Raw genomic sequence first — 19,101 nt, forward strand, 5'->3', positions numbered from 1 at the left:
CGGGCGTGGGGTTCCGATCGAGTCCCTCCAGCGCAAACCTGCTCTATCGCAATTCCCGCGCGGCTTTTTTGTGCGACAGCCATTCAAATCCGGCCCCGGAGCGTCTAGCTGCTGGTGATCCAAAAAGGAGAATACCCATGGCTTTCACGCTCCCGGACCTGCCCTTCGCGAAAGACGCGCTTGGCGATTATATGTCCGCAGAGACGCTCGACTACCATCATGGCAAGCATCACAAGGCCTATGTCGACAAAACGAACGGCATGGTGGGCGACAAGGGTCTGGCCGGCGCCTCGCTGATCGAAGTGATCCACGCCGCGAAGGAGAAGGGCGACAAGCCGCTGTTCAACAACAGCGCGCAGATCTGGAACCACAGCTTCTACTGGCAGTGCCTCGCGCCCGCGGAAGGGCAGAAGCCGACCGGCAAGCTCGCCGACATGATCGCCAGCGAATTCGGATCGACCGACGCCCTTCTCGAGAAGCTAAAGGCCGAAGCGGTCGGCCATTTTTCGAACGGCTGGGCCTGGCTGGTGCTTGATTCCGACAAGCTCAAGATCACGTCGCTCCACGATGCGGACAGCCCGGTCGTCTATGACGGCATGAAGCCGCTCCTGACGCTCGATGTGTGGGAGCATGCTTATTATATCGATTACCGCAACGCGCGGCCCGACTTCGCCGACAAGGTGCTGTCAAACATCGTGAACTGGGACTTCGTCGCCCAGAACCTCGACGGCAACGGCTTCGCCCGCGCCGATCAGGAGGGTTAAGGATACGATCCCTCCCGCCTCGCGCGGGAGGGAGGCCCGGAGCCTTCGAGCGCCGGGATGGGTGAGGGATGAATGCGAACGGCGCTCGCCCCTCACCCAACCCTCCCTAGGGGGAGGTTAGTTTTTCAGGCGATAACCCGTCTTGAAAATCCAGGCGACGGCGGAGAGGCAGACCAGGAACAGGCCCGCAGTGATCCCGAAGCTCATCCCGAACGAGACGTCCGCGGTGCCATAGAAGGTCCAGCGGAAGCCGTTGATCAGATAGACGATGGGGTTGAACAGGGTGACCGTCCGCCATGGCTCGGCCAGCATGTCGATCGAGTAGAAGGCGCCGCCAAGAAAGGTGAGCGGCGTGATGATGAGCAGCGGGATGATCTGAAGCTGCTCGAACCCCTTCGCCCATACGCCGATGATGAAACCCAAGAGGCAGAAGGTCGCCGCAATAAGCAGCAGGAAGGCGATCATCAGCACGGGATGGGCGATCTGGATGTCCACGAAGAGGTGCGCGGTCGCGAGAATGACGAGCGCGACGATGGTCGACTTGGTCGCCGCCGCCCCGACATAGCCGAGTACCGTCTCGAATGCAGACAGCGGAGCCGACAGCAATTCATAAATGGTGCCGGTGAATTTCGGCATGTGAATGCCGAAAGAGGCGTTGAAGATGCTTTCCGTGAAGAGCGAGAGCATCATCAGGCCCGGCACGATGAAGGCGGCATAGGGCACACCGCCAATTTCCGTCATCCGCGATCCGATAGCGGAGCCGAACACGATGAAATAGAGCGAGGTCGTGATGACCGGCACCGCGAGGCCGGTCCACAAGGTCCGGAAGAAGCGGTGCAATTCGAACTTGTATATGGCGAGGACGCCGTGGAGGTTGAAGGCGGGTACGCGCGTCATTGGCCGTTCCTCCCATTGTTGTGGACAAGGCTGACGAAGATATCCTCAAGCGAGCTTTGCCGCGTGTTCAAATCCTTGAAGCCGATGCCGAGGTCACCCATCCGGCGCAGAAGTGAGGGGATGCCCGTCCGCTCGTCATGCGTGTCGAAAATATACTCGAGTTCGTTACCGTCGGCCTTAAGAGTGAGCTTCCAGTCGGCGAGTTCCGCTGGGATCGCGGTCATCGGGTCGGCGAGGATGACGGTCAGCTCCTTCTTGCCGAGCTTCTGCATCAGGCGCGTCTTTTCCTCGACCAGGATCAGTTCGCCCTGGCTGATCACGCCCACACGGTCGGCCATTTCCTCGGCCTCCTCGATATAATGGGTGGTGAGGATGATGGTGACGCCATTTTCCCGAAGCTGGCGGACGAGGTTCCACATGTCGCGGCGCAGTTCCACGTCGACGCCCGCGGTGGGCTCGTCGAGGAACAGGATTTCGGGCTCGTGGGAGAGCGCCTTGGCGATCATCACGCGGCGTTTCATGCCGCCCGACAATTCCTTTATCTTCGCCTTGCGCTTATCCCAGAGCGAGAGGTCGCGGAGGATCTTCTCGATCAGCGCCGGGTTTTTCGCGCGTCCGAACAGACCCCGGCTGAAGGACACGGTATCCCACACCGTTTCGAAGGCGTCGGTCGTCAACTCCTGCGGGACAAGGCCGATGCGGGCGCGGGCTTCGCGATAACCGTTTTGGATATCGAAGCCAGCGGCATGGATCGTGCCGGAGGAGGGCGTCACGATGCCGCAGATGATCGAAATGAGCGTCGTCTTGCCCGCGCCATTGGGGCCGAGCAGCGCAAAAATCTCGCCGCGGTTGATGGTGAGATCGACGGACTTCAGCGCCTGATGGCCGGACGTATAGGTCTTTGTGACGCCTTCAATCTGTATGATGGGCTGCATGCATCCCCCCTTGTTTTTGACGATCAGCCCTGCGGCGGGATCGGCGGTTCTTCCTTGGCTTCTTCGACGGAGAAGCCGTGGCGCATCAGCATCGGCAGGTTCGCCGCGCCAAAGACGAGCGAGAGGATGGTGATGCCCCAGACCTTGACGGTGAGCCAAGTGTCGAACGTGAGATAGGTGCGCATGACTTCGTTCAGAACCGCCATTGCCGCGAAGAAGATTGCCCAGTTGCGCGAGAGTTTGAGCCATCCGGTTTCGTTCAGCCCCTCGAACGCTGCGCCGAACACATATTTGAGCAAAGGACGGCCGAAAACGAGGCCCGCGAAGAGCAGAATCGAAAAACCGGCGTAGATAAGCGTCGGCTTCAGCTGAATGAAGCGCGGGTCGTTGAAGTAGAGGGTGAGGCCGCCAAACCCGAGAACGAGGATGGCCGAGAGCCAAGTCATCGGCGAGACGGTGCGGAATTTCACCAGCGACAGGACGAGCGCGATAACGATCGCGACCATGAAGGCGGCGGTCCCGGCGAAGATGCCCGCCCATTTGAAGGCGACGAAAAAGACCAGCAAGGGGCCGAAATCGACGAGGAAATTGAGCCAGCCGTGAGGTTTTGGCTTGGTTTGCGCAGTCGCGGTCACGATTGGGTTTCTCCGGTCGCGCCGGCGATGGCGCGGGCGACGTCTGTGGGATTGAAGGGGCGAAGATCGCCGACGCCTTCGCCGACGCCGATGGCGTGGATGGGAAGGCCATATTGCTCGGCGGCGGCGACGAGGACGCCGCCGCGCGCGGTGCCGTCGAGCTTGGTCATGACGAGGCCGGTGACGCCAGCCACTTCCTTGAACACTTCGATCTGGTTGAGGGCGTTCTGCCCGGTCGTCGCGTCGAGGACGAGGACGACATTGTGCGGCGCTGCCGGATTGAGGCGGCCGAGGACACGGCGGATTTTCGCCAGTTCGTCCATCAGCTCCCGCTTGTTCTGGAGGCGGCCCGCCGTGTCGACGATCAGCACGTCGATCCCTTCCGCCGTCGCTTTCTTCACGCCGTCGAACACGATGGCGGATGGATCGCCGCCTTCGGGACCGGAGATGATCGGAACGCCGATGCGTTCGGCCCAGATTTTGAGTTGTCCGATGGCGGCCGCGCGGAACGTGTCGCCTGCGGCGAGAAGCACGCCATAATCCTGTTCGAGGAACAGGCTGGCGAGTTTAGCGATGGTCGTGGTCTTGCCCGAACCGTTCACGCCCACGACGAGGATCACCTGTGGACGCGGAAAGGCGTCGATTTCGAGCGGCTTGGCGACGGGGGCGAGGATCTTGGCGAGTTCGTCCGCCACCACTTCGCGCACGCCTGCTTCGGTTAGGCCGCGTTCGAACCGCTCGTTCGCGAGCCGCTCACGCACCCGCGCGGCGGTGGACGGGCCGAGGTCGGACGCGACGAGCGCATCCTCGATCTCGTCCAGCGTCTCCTTGTCGAGCGTGGATTTGGTGAAGAGGCCGGTGAGGTTGTCGCCGAGGCGATCGGAAGTTTTCTTGAAGCCGCCGCGCAGCCGCTCAAGCCAGGGTGTCTCACTCAAGCGGCCTCTCCGATCAGCATTTCGTTTTCCAAACCTGTGACTTTCACTTCCACGATCTTACCAACTTCGCGGGCCTGACGGATGAGGACGGGCGCGAAGCTCTCCGCATGGCCTTTGACGCCGCTGCGTTCGATCAACACCTTCTGGCGGGTGCCGATCATGCTTTCCAGCCATTTCACTTTCTGCCGCGCCGTTGCCTCCCGCATGCGGGCCGCGCGTTCTTTCACCTGCTTCGGATCGACCTGCGGCATACGCGCGGCCGGGGTGCCTTGCCGGGGCGAGAAGGGAAAGATGTGGCCCATCACGATTTCGCAATCGTCGATGAGGCGCAGGCTGTTTTCGGCCATCTCTTCGGTTTCGGTCGGGAAGCCAGCGATGAGGTCCGCGCCGATGGCGATTTCCGGCCGCTTGGCTTTAAGGCGCTGGACCATCTCGACGGCCTGGGCACGGCTGTGGCGGCGCTTCATCCTTTTCAGGATCATGTCGTCGCCCGCCTGAAAGGACATGTGGAGGTGCGGCATGAAGCGCGGCTCGCCGGTAATGATGTCGAACAAGCGATCGTCGATCTCCACGCTGTCGAGGGATGAGAGGCGAAGGCGGGGGAGGACGGGGACGTGGCGGAGGATGCGCTCGACAAGCTGGCCCAATGTCGGTGCGCCGGGGAGATCGGGGCCGTAGCTGGTCACGTCGACGCCGGTCAGGACGATTTCGTTATAGCCCTCGTCCACCAATGCCTTGATCTTGTCGATGACTAGGCCGGCGGGGACCGAGCGGCTGTTTCCCCGGCCGTAGGGGATGATGCAGAAGGTGCAGCGATGATCGCAGCCATTCTGCACTTCGACAAAGGCGCGGCTGTGTTCGGCAAAGCCCGTGACGAGGTGGGGGGCGGTTTCGCGGACGGCCATGATGTCCGACACGCGGATTTCGGCATGATCCGTCATCCCGGCGAAAGCCGGGATCTCTTGGATGGTGGGTTCGGTGTTTTTTCTTTCCTGAGATTCCGGCTTTCGCCGGAATGACGATGAGAGGAACTTCTCGCGGTTCCCGATCACCCCCGATACTTCGGGCATTGCCGCGAAGCTTGCGGGGTCGACCTGTGCGGCGCAGCCGGTGACGATGACGCGAGCGTCGGGGCGGGCCTTCTTGGCGCGGCGGATGGCTTGGCGCGTTTGACGGACGGCTTCGTTGGTGACGGCGCAGCTGTTGACGATGACGAGATCGTCCTGCCCGCCGGCAAGCGCTCGCATCGTTTCGCTTTCCGCCATGTTGAGGCGGCAGCCCATGGTGATGATCTCGGGGCTGGTCACCGCAACCCTTCCAGGTCGATTTCGCCGGTAAAGACGTAGGTCGCGGCGCCCGACATGCGGATCGTGCGGCCCGGGGCCCAATCGATCGTCAGCGCGCCGCCGGGGAGATCGACTTCCACCGGCGAGGGCGCCAATCCCCGGGAAATAGCGGCAACAGCCGTGGCGCAAGCGCCCGTTCCGCAGGCGCGCGTCAGGCCCACGCCCCGCTCCCAGACGCGAAGCTTGATCCGTCCATCCGCGACGCTCGCAACGTTCACATTGATGCGTTCGGGAAAAAGCGGGTCACATTCGATCAGGGGGCCGAGGCGGGCAAGATCGATGGCGTCGGCGTCACTGACAAAGAAGATCACATGCGGGTTGCCGACATTGACCGCGAAGGGCCGTTCCAAGCCGTCCCACCCAACCGGCATAACTGCGGTATCCATCGGGTAGGCGAGGGGGATCTCGTCCCAGCCAAACCGAGGCGCGCCCATGTCGACACTGGCGCCCGCGCCGTCAGCCTGGGCGAGGAGCAAGCCGCCCAGTGTCTCGATCCGGGTGGGGCCGCCCAGCAAGGCCGCGACGCAGCGCGTTGCATTGCCGCAGGATTCTACTTCGCTTCCATCGGCATTGAATATCCGCATCCGGACGTCCGCCACCACCGAGGGCTCGATCACGATTAACTGATCGCAGCCGATGCCCCGGTGCCGGTCGGCCACGGCCCGGGCCAAGGCGGCATCCATGGCCAAGGGCTCTTCGCGTGCATCGAACACCACGAAATCGTTGCCCAGACCATGCATTTTATGAAAGCGGCGCATCATCCTGCCGCGATCTAGGGGGCGCAGGGCCCCAAGTCTACACTCGCGGCGCTTTACCGCGCAGGGCCTGCGGAGCGGCGCGGCATGGGCCGGGACACAGGCTCCTGCGCTGCTGGAGCGGCGATGCGGGCGGAGAGCAAAAGGCCCCGGCTGGCAAGGAGTGTTCGAACGGCGTCGATCCCGATCGGACGGCCATAGAGCCACCCCTGACCCTTGAACGCGCCAATGCTTTTGACGCGCGCCTCAATTTCCCGCGTCGCAATGCCTTCTGCGGTGATGGCGAGGCCAAGGCTTTCGCCAAGCCGCGCAATTGCAGTCACGAAATCGGCGGAATCGGCGCTGTCGGTCACCGTTTCGATCAGGCTGCGATCGATTTTCAAGCGGTCGAGCGGGAGGGCGCGAAGGTGCGAGAGCGATGAATAGCCGCTTCCAAAATCGTCCAGGGCGATGCGGATGCCCTGATTTTTGAGGCTTCCGACGATCGATTGCGCGAGACCAAGATTTTCGAACAAGGCGGCTTCGGTGATTTCGATTTCCAGCCGGTCCGGCGGAAAGCCGGTCTCGACCAGCAATTTCACCAGCTTTTGGGCGAGCCAGGGATCCTTGAGCTGCGCAGGCGACATATTGATCGAAAGCGTGATGGTCGGATCCCAGCTGCGCGCTTCTTCCAACGCCTGCCGGATGACTGCCATGGACAGATCGCCGATGAGGCCGCAATCCTCGGCCACCGGAATGAATTCGTCGGGCAGGACGAGCCCGCGTTCTGGGTGGTTCCAGCGGGCAAGCACTTCAAAGCCCATCAACCTGCCGGTCGCCAGATCGCGCTGTTCTTCGAAATAAGGGACGAACTGGCCAGTGGGAATGCCATCGCGCAGGCCCGCCTCGATCGCGTTGCGCTTTTCGAGTTCGGCCTCCATCGTCGCGTCGAACCAGAGATAGCGTCCGCGCCCAAGCTTACGTGCGGCGCGGAGGGCGATGTCGGCGCGGCGGGCCAGCGCTTCGAACTCCGAACAGCCGATGTCGGATTGGGCAAGGCCGCCCGACGCGCTGACTTCGGTATAAGCGCCGCCAAGATTGAACGGTTTGCCAAGGCGATCGAGGATGCGTTCCGCGACGGCATTGGCGGCCCAGGGTGCCTTTGGATCGCACGGGAAGATCGCCGCGAACGTATCGCCGCCGATGCGGGCCACCACGGCCTCATTGGGGAGGGCGGTGCGCATGACGGCGGCGACGGCGCGCAGTAAACCGTCACCTGCGAGATGGCCGTACAAATCGTTGATCGTTCGAAAGCCGTCTATGTCAATGGTCAGCATCGCCACCGTCCGTCCGGCAGGGCGGGTGATCGCGAACATGTGATCGGACGCTTCGCCTAAAGACGCTCGATTGAGGAAGCCGGTGAGCGGATCGGTGGCGGTGAGAGTGAGCGATTGGCGTTCGGCCGCGCGGCGGATCGCGACTTCATGCGCGGCATCCCGCCACCTGCGCCAGCCATAAACACCGAAGGCGAGACTAAGGAGAAGCAAGGCGGAGAGCGCATTGATATTGATCAGGGCAGGGTGTGCAGCTCTAGCCAAATCGTAGCCCGTGACGTGCGCGAAAAGGAACAATGCCGTAACGGCAAGTGTGATCGCCGCCGCGTCGCGCACCGCCACCGAGCTTTTTGGGCTGCCGCCCGATATGGTTTTCTTTCCCCCGGCCATCGATCATCTTGGTAAGGGAAAGGAGTAAAAAGCTGATTAAGACACGGTCCGATTTGGCGCGATCGGCAAACCTGCCATCTGGCTTGACCAATACAGGCGCGAAAGCTATGGGCGCTGCGAACCGTTTCCTTGGGAATGGATCGATATCCGGTGTCCACGGACACGCGCTGGCCGGCGAGGTTTCGCCCGCCGGCGCTTTCGTGCTTGTGGGCAGCGGTGCATTTTAAGGAGCCGCGCGCATGTTTGAAAGTCTGAGCGATCGCCTTGGCGGCGTGTTCGACCGTCTGCGTGGCCGTGGCGCTCTCAACGAAGCCGATGTCCGCGCCGCGATGCGCGAAGTGCGGATCGCGCTGCTCGAAGCCGACGTGGCCTTGCCGGTCGCCCGCGATTTCATCGACAAGGTTACTGAGAAGGCCGTCGGCCAGCAGGTTCTGAAGTCGGTCACCCCGGGCCAGCAGGTCGTCAAGATCGTCAACGATGCCCTCGTCGAGATGCTGGGTGCGGACGAATCCGAGCTTAATATCGATGTGACGCCCCCCGCGGTCGTGATGATGGTGGGTCTGCAGGGCTCCGGTAAGACCACGACGACCGCGAAGATCGCCAAGCGACTTACCGAGAAGAACCGCAAGAAGGTGATGATGGCGTCGCTCGACGTCAATCGCCCGGCGGCGCAGGAGCAGCTTGCCGTCCTCGGCACGCAAACCAACGTCGCGACGCTGCCGATCGTCGCTGGCCAGCAGCCGGTGGATATCGCCCGCCGCGCGATGCAGGCGGCGAAACTGCAGGGCTATGATGTGCTGCTGCTCGACACGGCGGGCCGCCTCCATGTCGATCAGGCGTTGATGGACGAGATGAAGGCGGTGGCCGAAGTCTCCAGCCCGGCGGAAATCCTGCTCGTCGTCGATGCGCTGACCGGTCAGGACGCGGTGAACGTCGCGCAGAGCTTTGCGGGGCAGGTGGACCTGACCGGCGTCGTCCTCACCCGCATGGACGGCGATGCGCGCGGCGGTGCGGCGCTTTCCATGCGCGCCGTCACCGGCAAGCCGATCAAATTCGCGGGCGTTGGCGAGGGGATGGACAAGCTGGAAGGCTTCCATCCCGATCGCGTCGCGGGCCGCATCCTCGGCATGGGCGACGTCGTCAGCCTCGTCGAGCGCGCGGCGGAAAGCGTTCAGGCCGAAGAGGCCGAGGCGATGGCCCGCAAGATGGCCAAGGGGCAGTTCGATTTGAACGATCTGCGCACCCAGATCGCGCAGATGCAGCGCATGGGCGGCCTCGGCGCGCTTGCCTCCATGCTTCCGGGCATGAAGAAGATGGCGGGCGCGGTGAAGGCGGCGCAGGACGATAAGGCGCTCAATCGCCTCGACGCGATGATCTCCTCCATGACGCCGAAGGAGCGGGCCAAACCCGAACTCCTCAACGCAAAGCGCAAGATTCGCGTCGCCAATGGCTCGGGCACCACGGTGCAGGACGTCAACCGGTTGCTCAAGATGCATCAGGAAATGGCGACGATGATGAAGAAGGTCCGCAAAATGGGCGGCTTCGGCAAGCTCGGCGCCTTGTTCGGCGGGGGGGGTATGCCCGACCTCGGCGGCCTGATGGGCGGCGGTGCGGGTGGCGCTGCGCCGGGAGGGCTTCCGGGCCTTCCGGGCGGGAACACGCCGTTCAATCTGCCCCCGGGCTTCGACAAATTTATCAAGAAATAAGCACAAGTATCTAGAAAGGAATATTAAATGGCAGTTGCAATTCGCCTTGCGCGCGGTGGTTCGAAGAAGCGTCCTTATTACAAGGTCGTCGTGTCCGACGTCCGCGCCCCGCGTGACGGCAAGTTCATCGAGCGCGTCGGCAGCTACAATCCGCTGCTTTCCAAGGACAATCCCGAGCGCGTGAAGCTCGACACCGATCGCGTGAAGCATTGGCTGTCGGTTGGCGCGAAGCCGACGGACCGCGTCCATCGCTTCCTCGACGCCGCTGGCCTCCTCGAGCGTACCGCGCGCAACAACCCGAAGAAGGCCGAGCCGGGCGAAAAGGCCAAGGAACGCGCCGAAGAACGCGCCGCCAAGGAAGCCGAAGCCGCTGAAGCAGCTGCCGCAGCCGCTGCCGCTCCGGCCGAAGAAGCTCCGGCCCAGGAAGAAACCGTCGAAGTAGCTGCTGAAGCCGTCGAAGAAGCCACCCCGGCTTCGGAAGCTGCCAACGAAGGTGAATCGACCAGCGAACCGGCTGAAGGCGCCGCTGAAGATGCTCCGGCCGAAGGCGCTGAAAAGGCTGAGTAATTGAGGCTGATTCATGACATAGCCCCTCCCCTTGATGGAGTGGCGGGTAAACAGCGCCCCGCGCTGTTCAGGTCATGCCGGGGGCATGACCGACCCGCCACTGGGTTGGGGTGGGGTGATGTTTCCGGAAGGAACGCGCTCTACGTCGTAGATCACCCCCACCCAACCCTCCCCCATCGAGGGGAGGGGCTATGACTGATGTCACCCTCGCCGCCATAGCTGGTGCGCATGGCATATCGGGCGAGGTGCGCCTGAAGCTCTTCGCCGAAAGTGCGGAGAGCCTGCGTCAGCACAAGGTGGTTCAGGCAGGCGAGCGAACGCTGACCCTGAAATCGGTGAAGGAAGGCAGCGGCATGCCGATCGCCCGCTTCGTCGAAATCGCGGACCGCAACGCCGCTGAGGCGCTCCGCGGCACTGTCCTCACCGTCCCCCGCTCAGCGCTTCCGCCGCTGGAAGAGGGGGAATATTACCATGCCGATATCATCGGCTTGCTCTGCGCGACGCGTGAGGGGGAGGCTGTCGGCACCGTCGCCGCCGTCGAGAATTTCGGCGCGGGCGACATTCTCGAGATCGAGCGGCCCGATGGGAAGAAGGTGATGGTGCCCTTCAATCCGACGATTGCCGACTTTGTGGACGGTAAGATCATCGTCGATCCCGCTTTCTTGGCTTAATTCCTAAACCCGTTCGCTTCGAGCGCAGTCGAGAAGCGCTGCACGTCCTTGTAGAACGCTTCTCGACTGCGCTCGAAGCGAACGGGGTTGGGGCTATCTCAATAGCGGCCTCTCTCTAGCCAGATCGTTGCGGATTGTCGTCGCCGCCCCGCCGCCTTCGCCCATGGCATGGCTGATCTGATCGAGGCCGATGACGACATCGCCTGCCGCATAAAGGCCGGGCACTCGCGTCCGCTGATGATCGTCGACGAGAATGCATCCAGCTTCGGAGAGCGAGGCGCCGACCTGCTCGGCAAGCTCCGTATGCGTGTCCGATCCCAGGGCCGGATAAACGCTGTCGAATGTGTAGAAGCCCGCCGCGGTGGCGACCGTGATGCAATCCTTGTCGATCGCGACGGCCTGACAGGGGCCATCCACCGTCTCGATCCCAAACTCCCGTAACTGCGCCTGATCCTCTGCACTCAACTGATGTGCCTGGTCGGGCGCGATCAGGGTGATGTCGGCGGTGTAGCTGCGCAGGAATACCGCCTCCGCGACGCCATTCGACCCGCTGCCGATCACGCCGACCTTTTTGTCCGTCACCTCATAGCCGTCGCAGATCGGGCAGTAGCGGATGAGACCGCGCGACAGCGCCTCCTCGTGCAGATCCTCGTCCATCGGCGGGCGGCGATTGGTGACGCCGGTGGCGAGCAGCACCGTGCGTGCCGTGACCGGCCCACTGCCCCATTCCGCCTCGAAACCGCCCTCGATCCTGTCGAGCCGGGTCACACGGCCGGTTTCGATCGAAGCATCAAATTTCTGCGCCTGCGCCTTCATCGCGGCGAGAAGGTCCTTGCCGGAAATACCGTCCGGATAGCCGGCATGGTTGCGGGTGAGGGGGATCCAGCTTGCACGGCTCTTCCCGGCATCGACCACCTTCAGCTTGAGGTGGAAGCGGGCGAGATAGATGGCTGCGGTGAGGCCCGCAGGCCCGCCGCCGATGATGAGGCAATCAAGGTCGAAGTCGTTCATGCTCATGCCCAACCCTCGTCATGCTGAACTTGTTTCAGCATCCATGCAGGTGGCGGCTGGGCAGGCGGATAGATAGACCCTGAAACAAGTTCAGGGTGACGATGCTTTGGGTTGCGACGTTGAGCCTTTCCGGCGAAAGGGGCGCATGACTTGGGCCGCAACCGTCCTCACCCTTTATCCTGAGATGTTTCCGGGGCCGCTCGGACTCAGCCTGGCAGGCAGGGCGATGTCCGAAGGCAAATGGTCACTCGATGCCGTGCAGATCCGCGATTTCGCGACGGACAAGCATCGTTCGGTTGACGATACGCCCGCTGGCGGCGGCGCTGGGATGGTGATGCGCGCGGACATTCTTGGCGCGGCGGTGGATCATGTGCTTGCGCGCCAGCCTCAGGCGCCGCTCCTAGCCATGACGCCGCGCGGAAAGCCGCTTACTCAGGACTTCGTGCGGGAGCTTGCTGCCGGGCTCGGCGTCTCGATCCTTTGCGGCCGGTTCGAGGGAATGGACGAGCGGTTGTTCGAGGCCAGGCCGATCATTCCCGTCTCGATCGGCGACTATGTTCTGTCCGGCGGCGAGACGGCAGCGATCGTGCTGCTCGACGCTTGCGTTCGCCTGCTTCCTGGCGTAATGGGCGCGGCTTCGAGCGGTGAGGAGGAAAGCTTTGAAGGCGGCCTCCTCGAATACCCTCAATATACCCGACCTAATTTGTGGGAAGGGCGCACGATCCCCGAAGTGCTGCGATCGGGGGATCATGCGAAGATCGCCGCCTGGCGGAAAGCCAGGTCGATCGAAGACACACGGCTAAGGCGGCCGGACTTGATGGAGCGTCATGGGGATGCTTCCGGTCGGTCGCCCTCTGGTGCGCGGCGCGAAGACGAAGGTTAAGTACATGAACCTCATCCAGACGCTCGAGGCCGAAGCCATCGAGCAGTTCAACTCCGCCAAGAAAATTCCCGAATTCCGCCCAGGTGACACGCTGAAGGTCGGCGTGAAGGTCGTCGAAGGCGAACGCACCCGCGTGCAGAATTATGAAGGCGTATGCATCGCCCGCGCCAATAAGGGCCTCGGCTCCTCCTTCACCGTCCGCAAGATCAGCTTCGGCGAAGGTGTCGAGCGCGTATTCCCGCTCTACAGCCCGAACATCGATTCGATCGAGGTCGTGCGCCGCGGCGCCGTCCGTCGCGCGAAGCTCTATTATCTGCGCGGCCGCACCGGCAAATCGGCCCGTATCGCCGAGCGTCGCGACACGCGCGGGGAAGCCAACCAGGGCTGATCCGACTTTCAGGCAAAAAATAGAAAGGGCGCGGGAGCATTGGCTTCCGCGCCCTTTTTCGTGGGGGGCGCCAGCTGTCAGCGCGGCGCGGTCCTCTCCACGGTTCGGGTATAGAGGTGCCAAGTGGCATAGCCGAGCCATGGTAGCACCACGGCAAGGCCAATGAAGAAGGGGATGGAACCCAGCATCAGCAACGCCCCCACCATCACGCCCCAGCGCAGCATGACCGAACGGTTCTCCCGGAACGCCGCGAGCGAGGTACGGACGGCGGCACTGGCCGAGCCGCCGCGGTCAACCAACATGGGAAAAGAAACCACGCTGATGGCAAGCACCGCCACCGCGAACAGGGCACCGGCAAGGTTGCCGCATAGGATGAGCGCCCACCCCTCAGTGGTTGTGAACAGCCTTTCCGCAAATGCGGCGAAAGAGGCCGGCACATCCCAACCCCAGAGCAGGATGTAGAGTGTGGCGGCGGCCAGCACCCACAAGGCAAAGATCAGGAGCAGGAGGAGGGCAATGGACAGGATTTCTCCCGCCGCGCCACTGCGTTCGACGTCGAAAAAATGGCGCCAGTCGGATTCCATACCCAGCTCCCGCCTCCGCGCCAATTCGTAATAGCCGACGGCCGCGACCGGCCCCATCAGGCTGAGGCCCGCGGCCACCGGGAAAAAGAGCGGCAGGAATGGCCCGCCAAGCATGATCACGGCCGCGAATACGCCAATCAGCGGGTAGAGCAGCCCGGCAATCAGGATATCGCCGCGCTTTGCCATAAAATCGTCCATCCCCTGGCGGAGGGCAAATCGAAGGTCGTCATTACTAATCCTGCGCACCGGCAAAGCGCCTGTTGCAGGGGCGGCTGGGTAGCGGTGAGCAACGGCCATGCCTCTCTCCTTCGCGAAGCAGGCGGCGGGTCCGGCGCCGAGGCGGGCCGGGGGCCGCCATGACTCACCTTTACCATGAAATAGCCTTGAGGGCGAGCATGTGATCTGAGCTATCTAACGAAAGTTAGAGGACTTTTCGCTATTTTGCAGATGGCGGGAATCACTCAGAGAAACTACATAGGAAGGGACTCGAGAGCAGGGGCAGCCACGAGCCAGGGCCCCGTCCGCGTTTCCTCCCTTTGCGCGGATGGGCCCCTTCACTTTCCGCCATCTTTACACCGGGCCAGCGTGCGCTACGAAGCGGCATGCGTTTCCTCCCCCTGGTTTTGGCCGCCGCAATGGCCTCCGCCGCCTTTCCCGCTTCTGCCGAAGATCTCACGCTCGATCGGGTATTCCAAAGCCCCGATCTCAATGGACCGAGTCCGCGCCTGGCACGGCTGTCGCCGGACGGGCGTCTCGTGACCCTGTTGCGCAACCGGGCAGAGGATAAGGATCGCTATGATCTTTGGGCGATCGACGCCGATACGGGCGAAGCGCGCATGCTGGTGGATTCCCTGAAATTCGGATCGGGCGCCGAACTGTCCGAAGAAGAGAAGATGCGCCGCGAGCGCGCCCGGGTGAGCGGCACCAAGGGCATCGTCGCTTATGATTGGGCGCCCGACGGCAAGGCGATCCTCGTCCCGCTGGACGGCGACCTGTTCGTCGCTGATCTTGGCGGCGCCGTGCGGCGGATCACCGAAACGCCCGAAACAGAGGTAGACGCGCAGGTCTCGGAAACCGGCCGTTACGTATCCTTCGTGCGCGACCAGAATTTGTTCGTGTCCGACCTTGCCGGCAAGGCAAAGCAGCTCACCAACGACGGTGGCGGCACCCTGTCCTGGGGTTCGGCGGAGTTCGTAGCGCAGGAGGAAATGGACAGGACGACCGGCCATTGGTGGTCGCCGGACGATCGCTATCTCGCCGTTGCGCGGGTCGATGAAAGCCCCGTGAAGGTCGTTACGCGCGCCGCCATCGGCGCTGGCGGGACGCGCGTCTATGAACAGCGCTATCCGGCGGCGGGCACGCCCAATGCCATTGTCGACCTCTATGTCATGCGGCCGGACGGGTCGGGGCAGACGAAGGTCGATCTCGGGCCCGACAAGGACATCTATCTCGCCCGCGTCGATTGGACGCCGGATGGCAAGTCATTGCTCGTCCAGCGCGAAAGCCGCGACCAGAAGAGGCTCGATCTCCTCGCCGTCGATCCCGACACGGGCGCGTCGAAGATATTGTTCACGGAAACCGCCAAGACTTGGGTCAACCTCCACGACAATCTGCGCGCGCTGAAGGACGGCAGCCTGCTCTGGTCGTCGGAGCGGTCCGGCTACAACCACCTCTATCGCTGGAAGAATGGCAAGTGGACGCAGCTCACCTCCGGCAACTGGGCGGTGAGCGCGGTTGAGGGCGTCGATGAGGGGAAGGGCCTTGTCTACTTCACCGCGAACAAGGACTCGCCGCTCGAGCAGCATCTTTATGTCGCGCGCCTTGACCGCAAGGTCGAGCCAAGGCGGCTAACGGAGAGCGGTTATTGGAATGGCGCCGCAATGGATCAGGCGGCGCGGCGGGCGCTCGTTACCCGGTCGGGGCCCTCCCAGCCGGGCCAAGTCTATCTCGCTGACACGAGCGGCAAGAGGATCGCGTGGATCGAAGAAAATGCCGTCCGCGGCGACCACCCTTATGCGCCCTATCTCGACAGCCACGTCGTTCCGCAATTCGGGACGATCAAGGCCGAAGATGGCAGCCATCTCTACTACAAGATGATGACGCCGAAGATGGAGCCCGGGAAGCGTTACCCCGTGTTCGTGCAGGTCTATGGCGGCCCGGGAACGGGGCGCCAGGTGACGCGCGGCTGGACGGGGGCGCTTCAGCAATATCTGGTCGACAAGGGCTGGATCGTCTTTTCGGTGGACGGGCGCGGCACGCCCCAGCGTGGCAAGGCGTTCGAGGATCAGATCTACCGCGCCATGGGCAGTGTGGAAGTACAGGATCAGCTTGCGGGCGTGAATTTCCTGAAAACCCAATCCTTCGTCGATCCAGACCGGATTGCTGTCAACGGATGGTCGTACGGCGGTTATATGGCGTTGAAGCTTCTCGAGAACCTTCCCGGGGTCTTCGCGGCAGGCGTATCGGGGGCGCCTGTGACGAGGTGGGAGCTTTACGACACCCATTATACCGAGCGTTACATGGGCAATCCCCTGGGCGCGGATGCCGCGGCTTATGCGGCGTCGAGCGCGATCCCGAACGCTTCGAAGATAGCCGATCCTATCCTCCTCATCCACGGCATGGCGGACGACAATGTCGTGTTCGACAATATGACCGCTTTGATGGGCGAGATGCAGGGTAAGAAGGTGCCGTTCGAGCTGATGGTTTATCCCGGCGCGACCCATCGCGTGTCGGGCGAAGGGCCGCAGGTTCATATGTGGAAGACGATCGAGCGCTTTCTTGAGCGCGAGGTGAAGAACTGATCGCCATCGCGAGGAGCGGAGCGACGTGGTGATCCAGCCGATGGATTGCTTCGCTTCGCTCGCGATGACGGGAAGAGCGCGATGTGTTCGAGCAGGGCCGGAACACAATAGTGGCGATGCTACTTTCCCTCAGGCTCGTCACACCCTAGATGGCGTCAAACCTTCTAATTGGAGCTTGTGACCATGGGATACCGGGTCGTCGTTGTCGGCGCGACAGGGAATGTCGGCCGCGAAATGCTGAACATTCTTGCCGAACGTCAATTTCCGCTGGCGGAGATCGCGGCGGTCGCCTCGGCCCGTTCCACGGGCGACGAGATCGATTTCGGCGACAGCGGCGAGACGCTGAAGGTCAAAAATCTCGAGCATTTTGACTTTTCCGGCTGGGACATCGCCTTATTCGCGGCGGGTTCGGAAGCCTCGAGAACCTATGCGCCCAAGGCGGCGGCGGCCGGCTGCATCGTCATCGACAACAGCTCGCTCTACCGCATGGATCCGGACGTACCGCTGATCGTGCCGGAGGTGAATCCAGAAGCGATTGCGGGCTACAAAAAGAAGAACATCATCGCGAACCCGAATTGCTCGACCGCGCAGATGGTGGTGGCGCTGAAGCCGCTTCACGACGCCGCGAAGATCAAGCGTGTGGTGGTCGCGACCTATCAGTCGGTTTCCGGCGCGGGCAAGGACGGCATGGATGAGCTGTTCGAGCAGAGCCGCAACATCTTCGTTGGCGATAGCGCGGAACCCAAGAAGTTTACCAAGCAGATCGCCTTCAACGTCATCCCGCATATCGACAGCTTCCTCGACGATGGTTCGACCAAGGAAGAATGGAAGATGGTGGTGGAGACGAAGAAGATTCTCGATCCCAAGATCAAGGTGACGGCGACTTGCGTCCGCGTACCCGTGTTCGTCGGTCATAGCGAAGCGATCAATATCGAGTTCGAGGATGAAATCAGCGCCGCCGACGCGCAGAAGATCCTTCGCGAAGCGCCAGGCGTGATGCTCGTCGATAAGCGCGAGGATGGCGGCTACGTGACCCCCGTCGAAGCGGTGGGCGAATATGCCACTTATGTGAGCCGCGTACGCGAAGACAGCACGGTCGACAACGGCCTGTCGCTCTGGTGCGTATCCGACAATCTGCGCAAGGGCGCCGCGCTGAACGCGGTGCAGATCGCGGAACTTCTCGGCCGCAAGCACCTTCAGAAGGCGGCTTGACCCGCTCCACCGTCATGCTGAACTTGTTTCAGCATCCATGTTGGAAGGTTTCGGGAGTTGGGAGATGAACCCTGAAACAAGTTCAGGGTGACGGCTGGTGAGGTGGCAATGACGCAGAACATGACCGGCGGCTGCATGTGCGGGAAAATCCGTTACACCGCATCGATCGAGAATGACGAAGCCTATCTTTGCCATTGCCGCATGTGCCAGCGTGCGTCGGGCAACGTGTCGCTTGCGATGAAGAATGCGAAGAAGGCCGATGTCAGCTGGAAACGGGAGCCGGATTATTATCAATCTTCTCCGATCGCGCGGCGCGGCTTCTGTTCGACCTGCGGCACGTCGCTCACGTTTGAATTTCCGGACAGCGAGAATATGGACCTGATCGTCGGGACGTTCGACGATCCATCGCGCTTTCGCCCTTTCCACCATTTCGGCGCGGAAAATATTCACCGCGCCTGGCTCAACACCGAAGGCTTGAAGGAAATCCGCACGGACGAACATCAGGGCCTCGTCGACCGCTGGATGAAGACCGTTGGCAAACTCCCAGACTGACATTCCCGTTCGCTACTTTTCCGGTCGCGATGGTGTGAGGCTCGCTTATCGGGAAATGGGCGAAGGGCGCCCGCTCGTCCTTATCCACGGCTATTTCTCGAACGCCTTCGTGAATTGGATACGCTACGGTCATGCGGAGAAGCTTGCCGCGGCGGGCTTTCGAGTCATCATGCCGGATCTGCGTGCTCACGGGGATAGCGACAAACCGCATGATCCCGCCGCTTATCCCAAGGATGTGCTGGCTGACGATGGCTTCGCGCTGATCGATCATCTCGGCCTCACCGACTATGACCTTGCCGGTTATTCGCTCGGCGCGCGGACGTCGGTGCGTATGATGGTGAAGGGCGCGCGTCCGCGACGGGCAGTTCTTTCCGGAATGGGTCTGGAGGGTATTCTTCATACGCAGGGGCGGGGAGGGTATTTCCACAACGTCCTCACCAATCTCGGCACCTTTCCGCGTGGCACGTCCGAATGGATGACCGAAGCGTTCCTCAAAACCACTGGCGGCGATCCTCAGGCCCTTCTCCTGATCCTCAACACTTTCGCGGATACGTCGGCCCAGGAGTTAGCGGCGATCGAAACGCCCATTCTGGTTGTGACGGGCGCGGACGACGACGATAATGGTTCGGGCGAAGAGTTGGCCCGAGCCATAAAAGGGGCTCGTTTTCAAACCATTCCAGGCAATCACATGAACGCCGTCACGAAGCCCGAACTGGGTCAGGCGATTCTCGGCTTCCTCTCGGCTTGACGTTGGGG

The 19,101-nt window shown here is 62.3% G+C and carries 19 protein-coding genes; 10 read left to right on the forward strand and 9 right to left on the reverse strand.

Features of this window, described 5'->3' with window-relative positions; genetic code table 11:
* Window positions 1-137: 137 nt before the first annotated feature.
* A complete protein-coding gene (locus tag C7I56_RS04020) occupies window positions 138-764 on the forward strand; it encodes a superoxide dismutase (RefSeq protein ID WP_106639212.1) in 627 nt (208 codons plus the stop codon).
* A 117-nt stretch (window positions 765-881) separates the two neighbouring features.
* On the opposite strand, the gene C7I56_RS04025 is transcribed toward C7I56_RS04020, so the two are convergent.
* From C7I56_RS04025 to C7I56_RS04055, 7 genes are read right to left on the reverse strand one after another with little or no spacing between them, the layout of a single operon-like run.
* Window positions 882-1,661, reverse strand: a complete 780-nt coding sequence (locus C7I56_RS04025; protein WP_106639213.1) for an ABC transporter permease — start codon at window positions 1,659-1,661, stop codon at window positions 882-884.
* Complete coding sequence (locus tag C7I56_RS04030) at window positions 1,658-2,596, reverse strand: ABC transporter ATP-binding protein (protein ID WP_106639214.1); 939 nt, start codon at window positions 2,594-2,596, stop codon at window positions 1,658-1,660. The genes C7I56_RS04025 and C7I56_RS04030 overlap by 4 nt, the downstream gene beginning before the upstream one ends.
* Before the next feature lie 23 nt (window positions 2,597-2,619).
* Window positions 2,620-3,231: a septation protein IspZ gene (gene ispZ, locus C7I56_RS04035; RefSeq protein ID WP_106639215.1), complete on the reverse strand. Its 612-nt coding sequence runs from the start codon at window positions 3,229-3,231 to the stop codon at window positions 2,620-2,622.
* Window positions 3,228-4,166, reverse strand: coding sequence for a signal recognition particle-docking protein FtsY (gene ftsY / locus C7I56_RS04040; protein WP_106639216.1), 939 nt, complete (start codon window positions 4,164-4,166; stop codon window positions 3,228-3,230). Before ftsY ends, ispZ begins: the two co-directional genes overlap by 4 nt.
* Window positions 4,163-5,473: a tRNA (N(6)-L-threonylcarbamoyladenosine(37)-C(2))-methylthiotransferase MtaB gene (gene mtaB / locus C7I56_RS04045; protein ID WP_106639217.1), complete on the reverse strand. Its 1,311-nt coding sequence runs from the start codon at window positions 5,471-5,473 to the stop codon at window positions 4,163-4,165. The genes ftsY and mtaB overlap by 4 nt, the downstream gene beginning before the upstream one ends.
* A complete protein-coding gene (gene dapF, locus C7I56_RS04050) occupies window positions 5,470-6,273 on the reverse strand; it encodes a diaminopimelate epimerase (RefSeq protein ID WP_106639218.1) in 804 nt (267 codons plus the stop codon). Before dapF ends, mtaB begins: the two co-directional genes overlap by 4 nt.
* A 50-nt stretch (window positions 6,274-6,323) precedes the next feature.
* Window positions 6,324-7,970, reverse strand: coding sequence for a putative bifunctional diguanylate cyclase/phosphodiesterase (locus tag C7I56_RS04055; protein ID WP_106639219.1), 1,647 nt, complete (start codon window positions 7,968-7,970; stop codon window positions 6,324-6,326).
* Between the two features lie 239 nt (window positions 7,971-8,209).
* On the opposite strand from C7I56_RS04055, the gene ffh reads away from it, so the two are divergent.
* The 3 genes from ffh to rimM all read left to right on the forward strand — a co-directional run bounded on the left by ffh (window position 8,210) and on the right by rimM (window position 10,914).
* Window positions 8,210-9,676 (forward strand): signal recognition particle protein, encoded by a 1,467-nt coding sequence (gene ffh / locus C7I56_RS04060; RefSeq protein WP_106639220.1) that lies wholly within the window; start codon window positions 8,210-8,212, stop codon window positions 9,674-9,676.
* Between the two features lie 27 nt (window positions 9,677-9,703).
* On the forward strand, window positions 9,704-10,243 hold the full coding sequence (rpsP, locus tag C7I56_RS04065) for a 30S ribosomal protein S16 (protein WP_106639221.1): 540 nt from the start codon (window positions 9,704-9,706) through the stop codon (window positions 10,241-10,243).
* A 191-nt stretch (window positions 10,244-10,434) separates the two neighbouring features.
* Window positions 10,435-10,914 carry a ribosome maturation factor RimM gene (gene rimM, locus C7I56_RS04070; RefSeq protein ID WP_106639222.1) on the forward strand — a complete coding sequence of 160 codons (480 nt, stop codon included), beginning with the start codon at window positions 10,435-10,437 and terminating at the stop codon, window positions 10,912-10,914.
* Between the two features lie 93 nt (window positions 10,915-11,007).
* Here the strand turns inward: rimM and C7I56_RS04075 are convergent, their stop codons facing one another.
* A complete protein-coding gene (locus C7I56_RS04075; RefSeq protein ID WP_106639223.1) occupies window positions 11,008-11,931 on the reverse strand; it encodes an NAD(P)/FAD-dependent oxidoreductase in 924 nt (307 codons plus the stop codon).
* A gap of 139 nt (window positions 11,932-12,070) precedes the next feature.
* On the opposite strand from C7I56_RS04075, the gene trmD reads away from it, so the two are divergent.
* Together trmD and rplS are read left to right on the forward strand one after the other, a co-directional pair.
* Entirely contained in the window at window positions 12,071-12,808 is a 738-nt protein-coding gene (gene trmD / locus C7I56_RS04080; protein WP_106639224.1) for a tRNA (guanosine(37)-N1)-methyltransferase TrmD, read from the forward strand.
* Window positions 12,809-12,812: 4 nt separating this feature from the next.
* Complete coding sequence (gene rplS / locus C7I56_RS04085; protein ID WP_106639632.1) at window positions 12,813-13,196, forward strand: 50S ribosomal protein L19; 384 nt, start codon at window positions 12,813-12,815, stop codon at window positions 13,194-13,196.
* Between the two features lie 77 nt (window positions 13,197-13,273).
* On the opposite strand, the gene C7I56_RS04090 is transcribed toward rplS, so the two are convergent.
* Complete coding sequence (locus C7I56_RS04090; protein ID WP_106639225.1) at window positions 13,274-14,077, reverse strand: DUF2189 domain-containing protein; 804 nt, start codon at window positions 14,075-14,077, stop codon at window positions 13,274-13,276.
* A 305-nt stretch (window positions 14,078-14,382) separates the two neighbouring features.
* Here C7I56_RS04090 and C7I56_RS04095 point away from each other — a divergent pair, with 305 nt between their 5' ends.
* The 4 genes from C7I56_RS04095 (at window position 14,383) to C7I56_RS04110 (ending at window position 19,093) form a co-directional block, all read left to right on the forward strand.
* On the forward strand, window positions 14,383-16,581 hold the full coding sequence (locus C7I56_RS04095; protein WP_106639226.1) for a S9 family peptidase: 2,199 nt from the start codon (window positions 14,383-14,385) through the stop codon (window positions 16,579-16,581).
* 183 nt (window positions 16,582-16,764) lie between these two features.
* Window positions 16,765-17,793 carry an aspartate-semialdehyde dehydrogenase gene (locus C7I56_RS04100; RefSeq protein WP_106639227.1) on the forward strand — a complete coding sequence of 343 codons (1,029 nt, stop codon included), beginning with the start codon at window positions 16,765-16,767 and terminating at the stop codon, window positions 17,791-17,793.
* A 108-nt stretch (window positions 17,794-17,901) separates the two neighbouring features.
* Complete coding sequence (locus C7I56_RS04105; RefSeq protein WP_106639228.1) at window positions 17,902-18,345, forward strand: GFA family protein; 444 nt, start codon at window positions 17,902-17,904, stop codon at window positions 18,343-18,345.
* Window positions 18,326-19,093 carry an alpha/beta fold hydrolase gene (locus C7I56_RS04110; protein ID WP_425352366.1) on the forward strand — a complete coding sequence of 256 codons (768 nt, stop codon included), beginning with the start codon at window positions 18,326-18,328 and terminating at the stop codon, window positions 19,091-19,093. Before C7I56_RS04105 ends, C7I56_RS04110 begins: the two co-directional genes overlap by 20 nt.
* Window positions 19,094-19,101 lie beyond the last annotated feature (8 nt).

Source organism: Allosphingosinicella vermicomposti (genome assembly GCF_003012815.1).
GTDB lineage: Bacteria > Pseudomonadota > Alphaproteobacteria > Sphingomonadales > Sphingomonadaceae > Allosphingosinicella > Allosphingosinicella vermicomposti.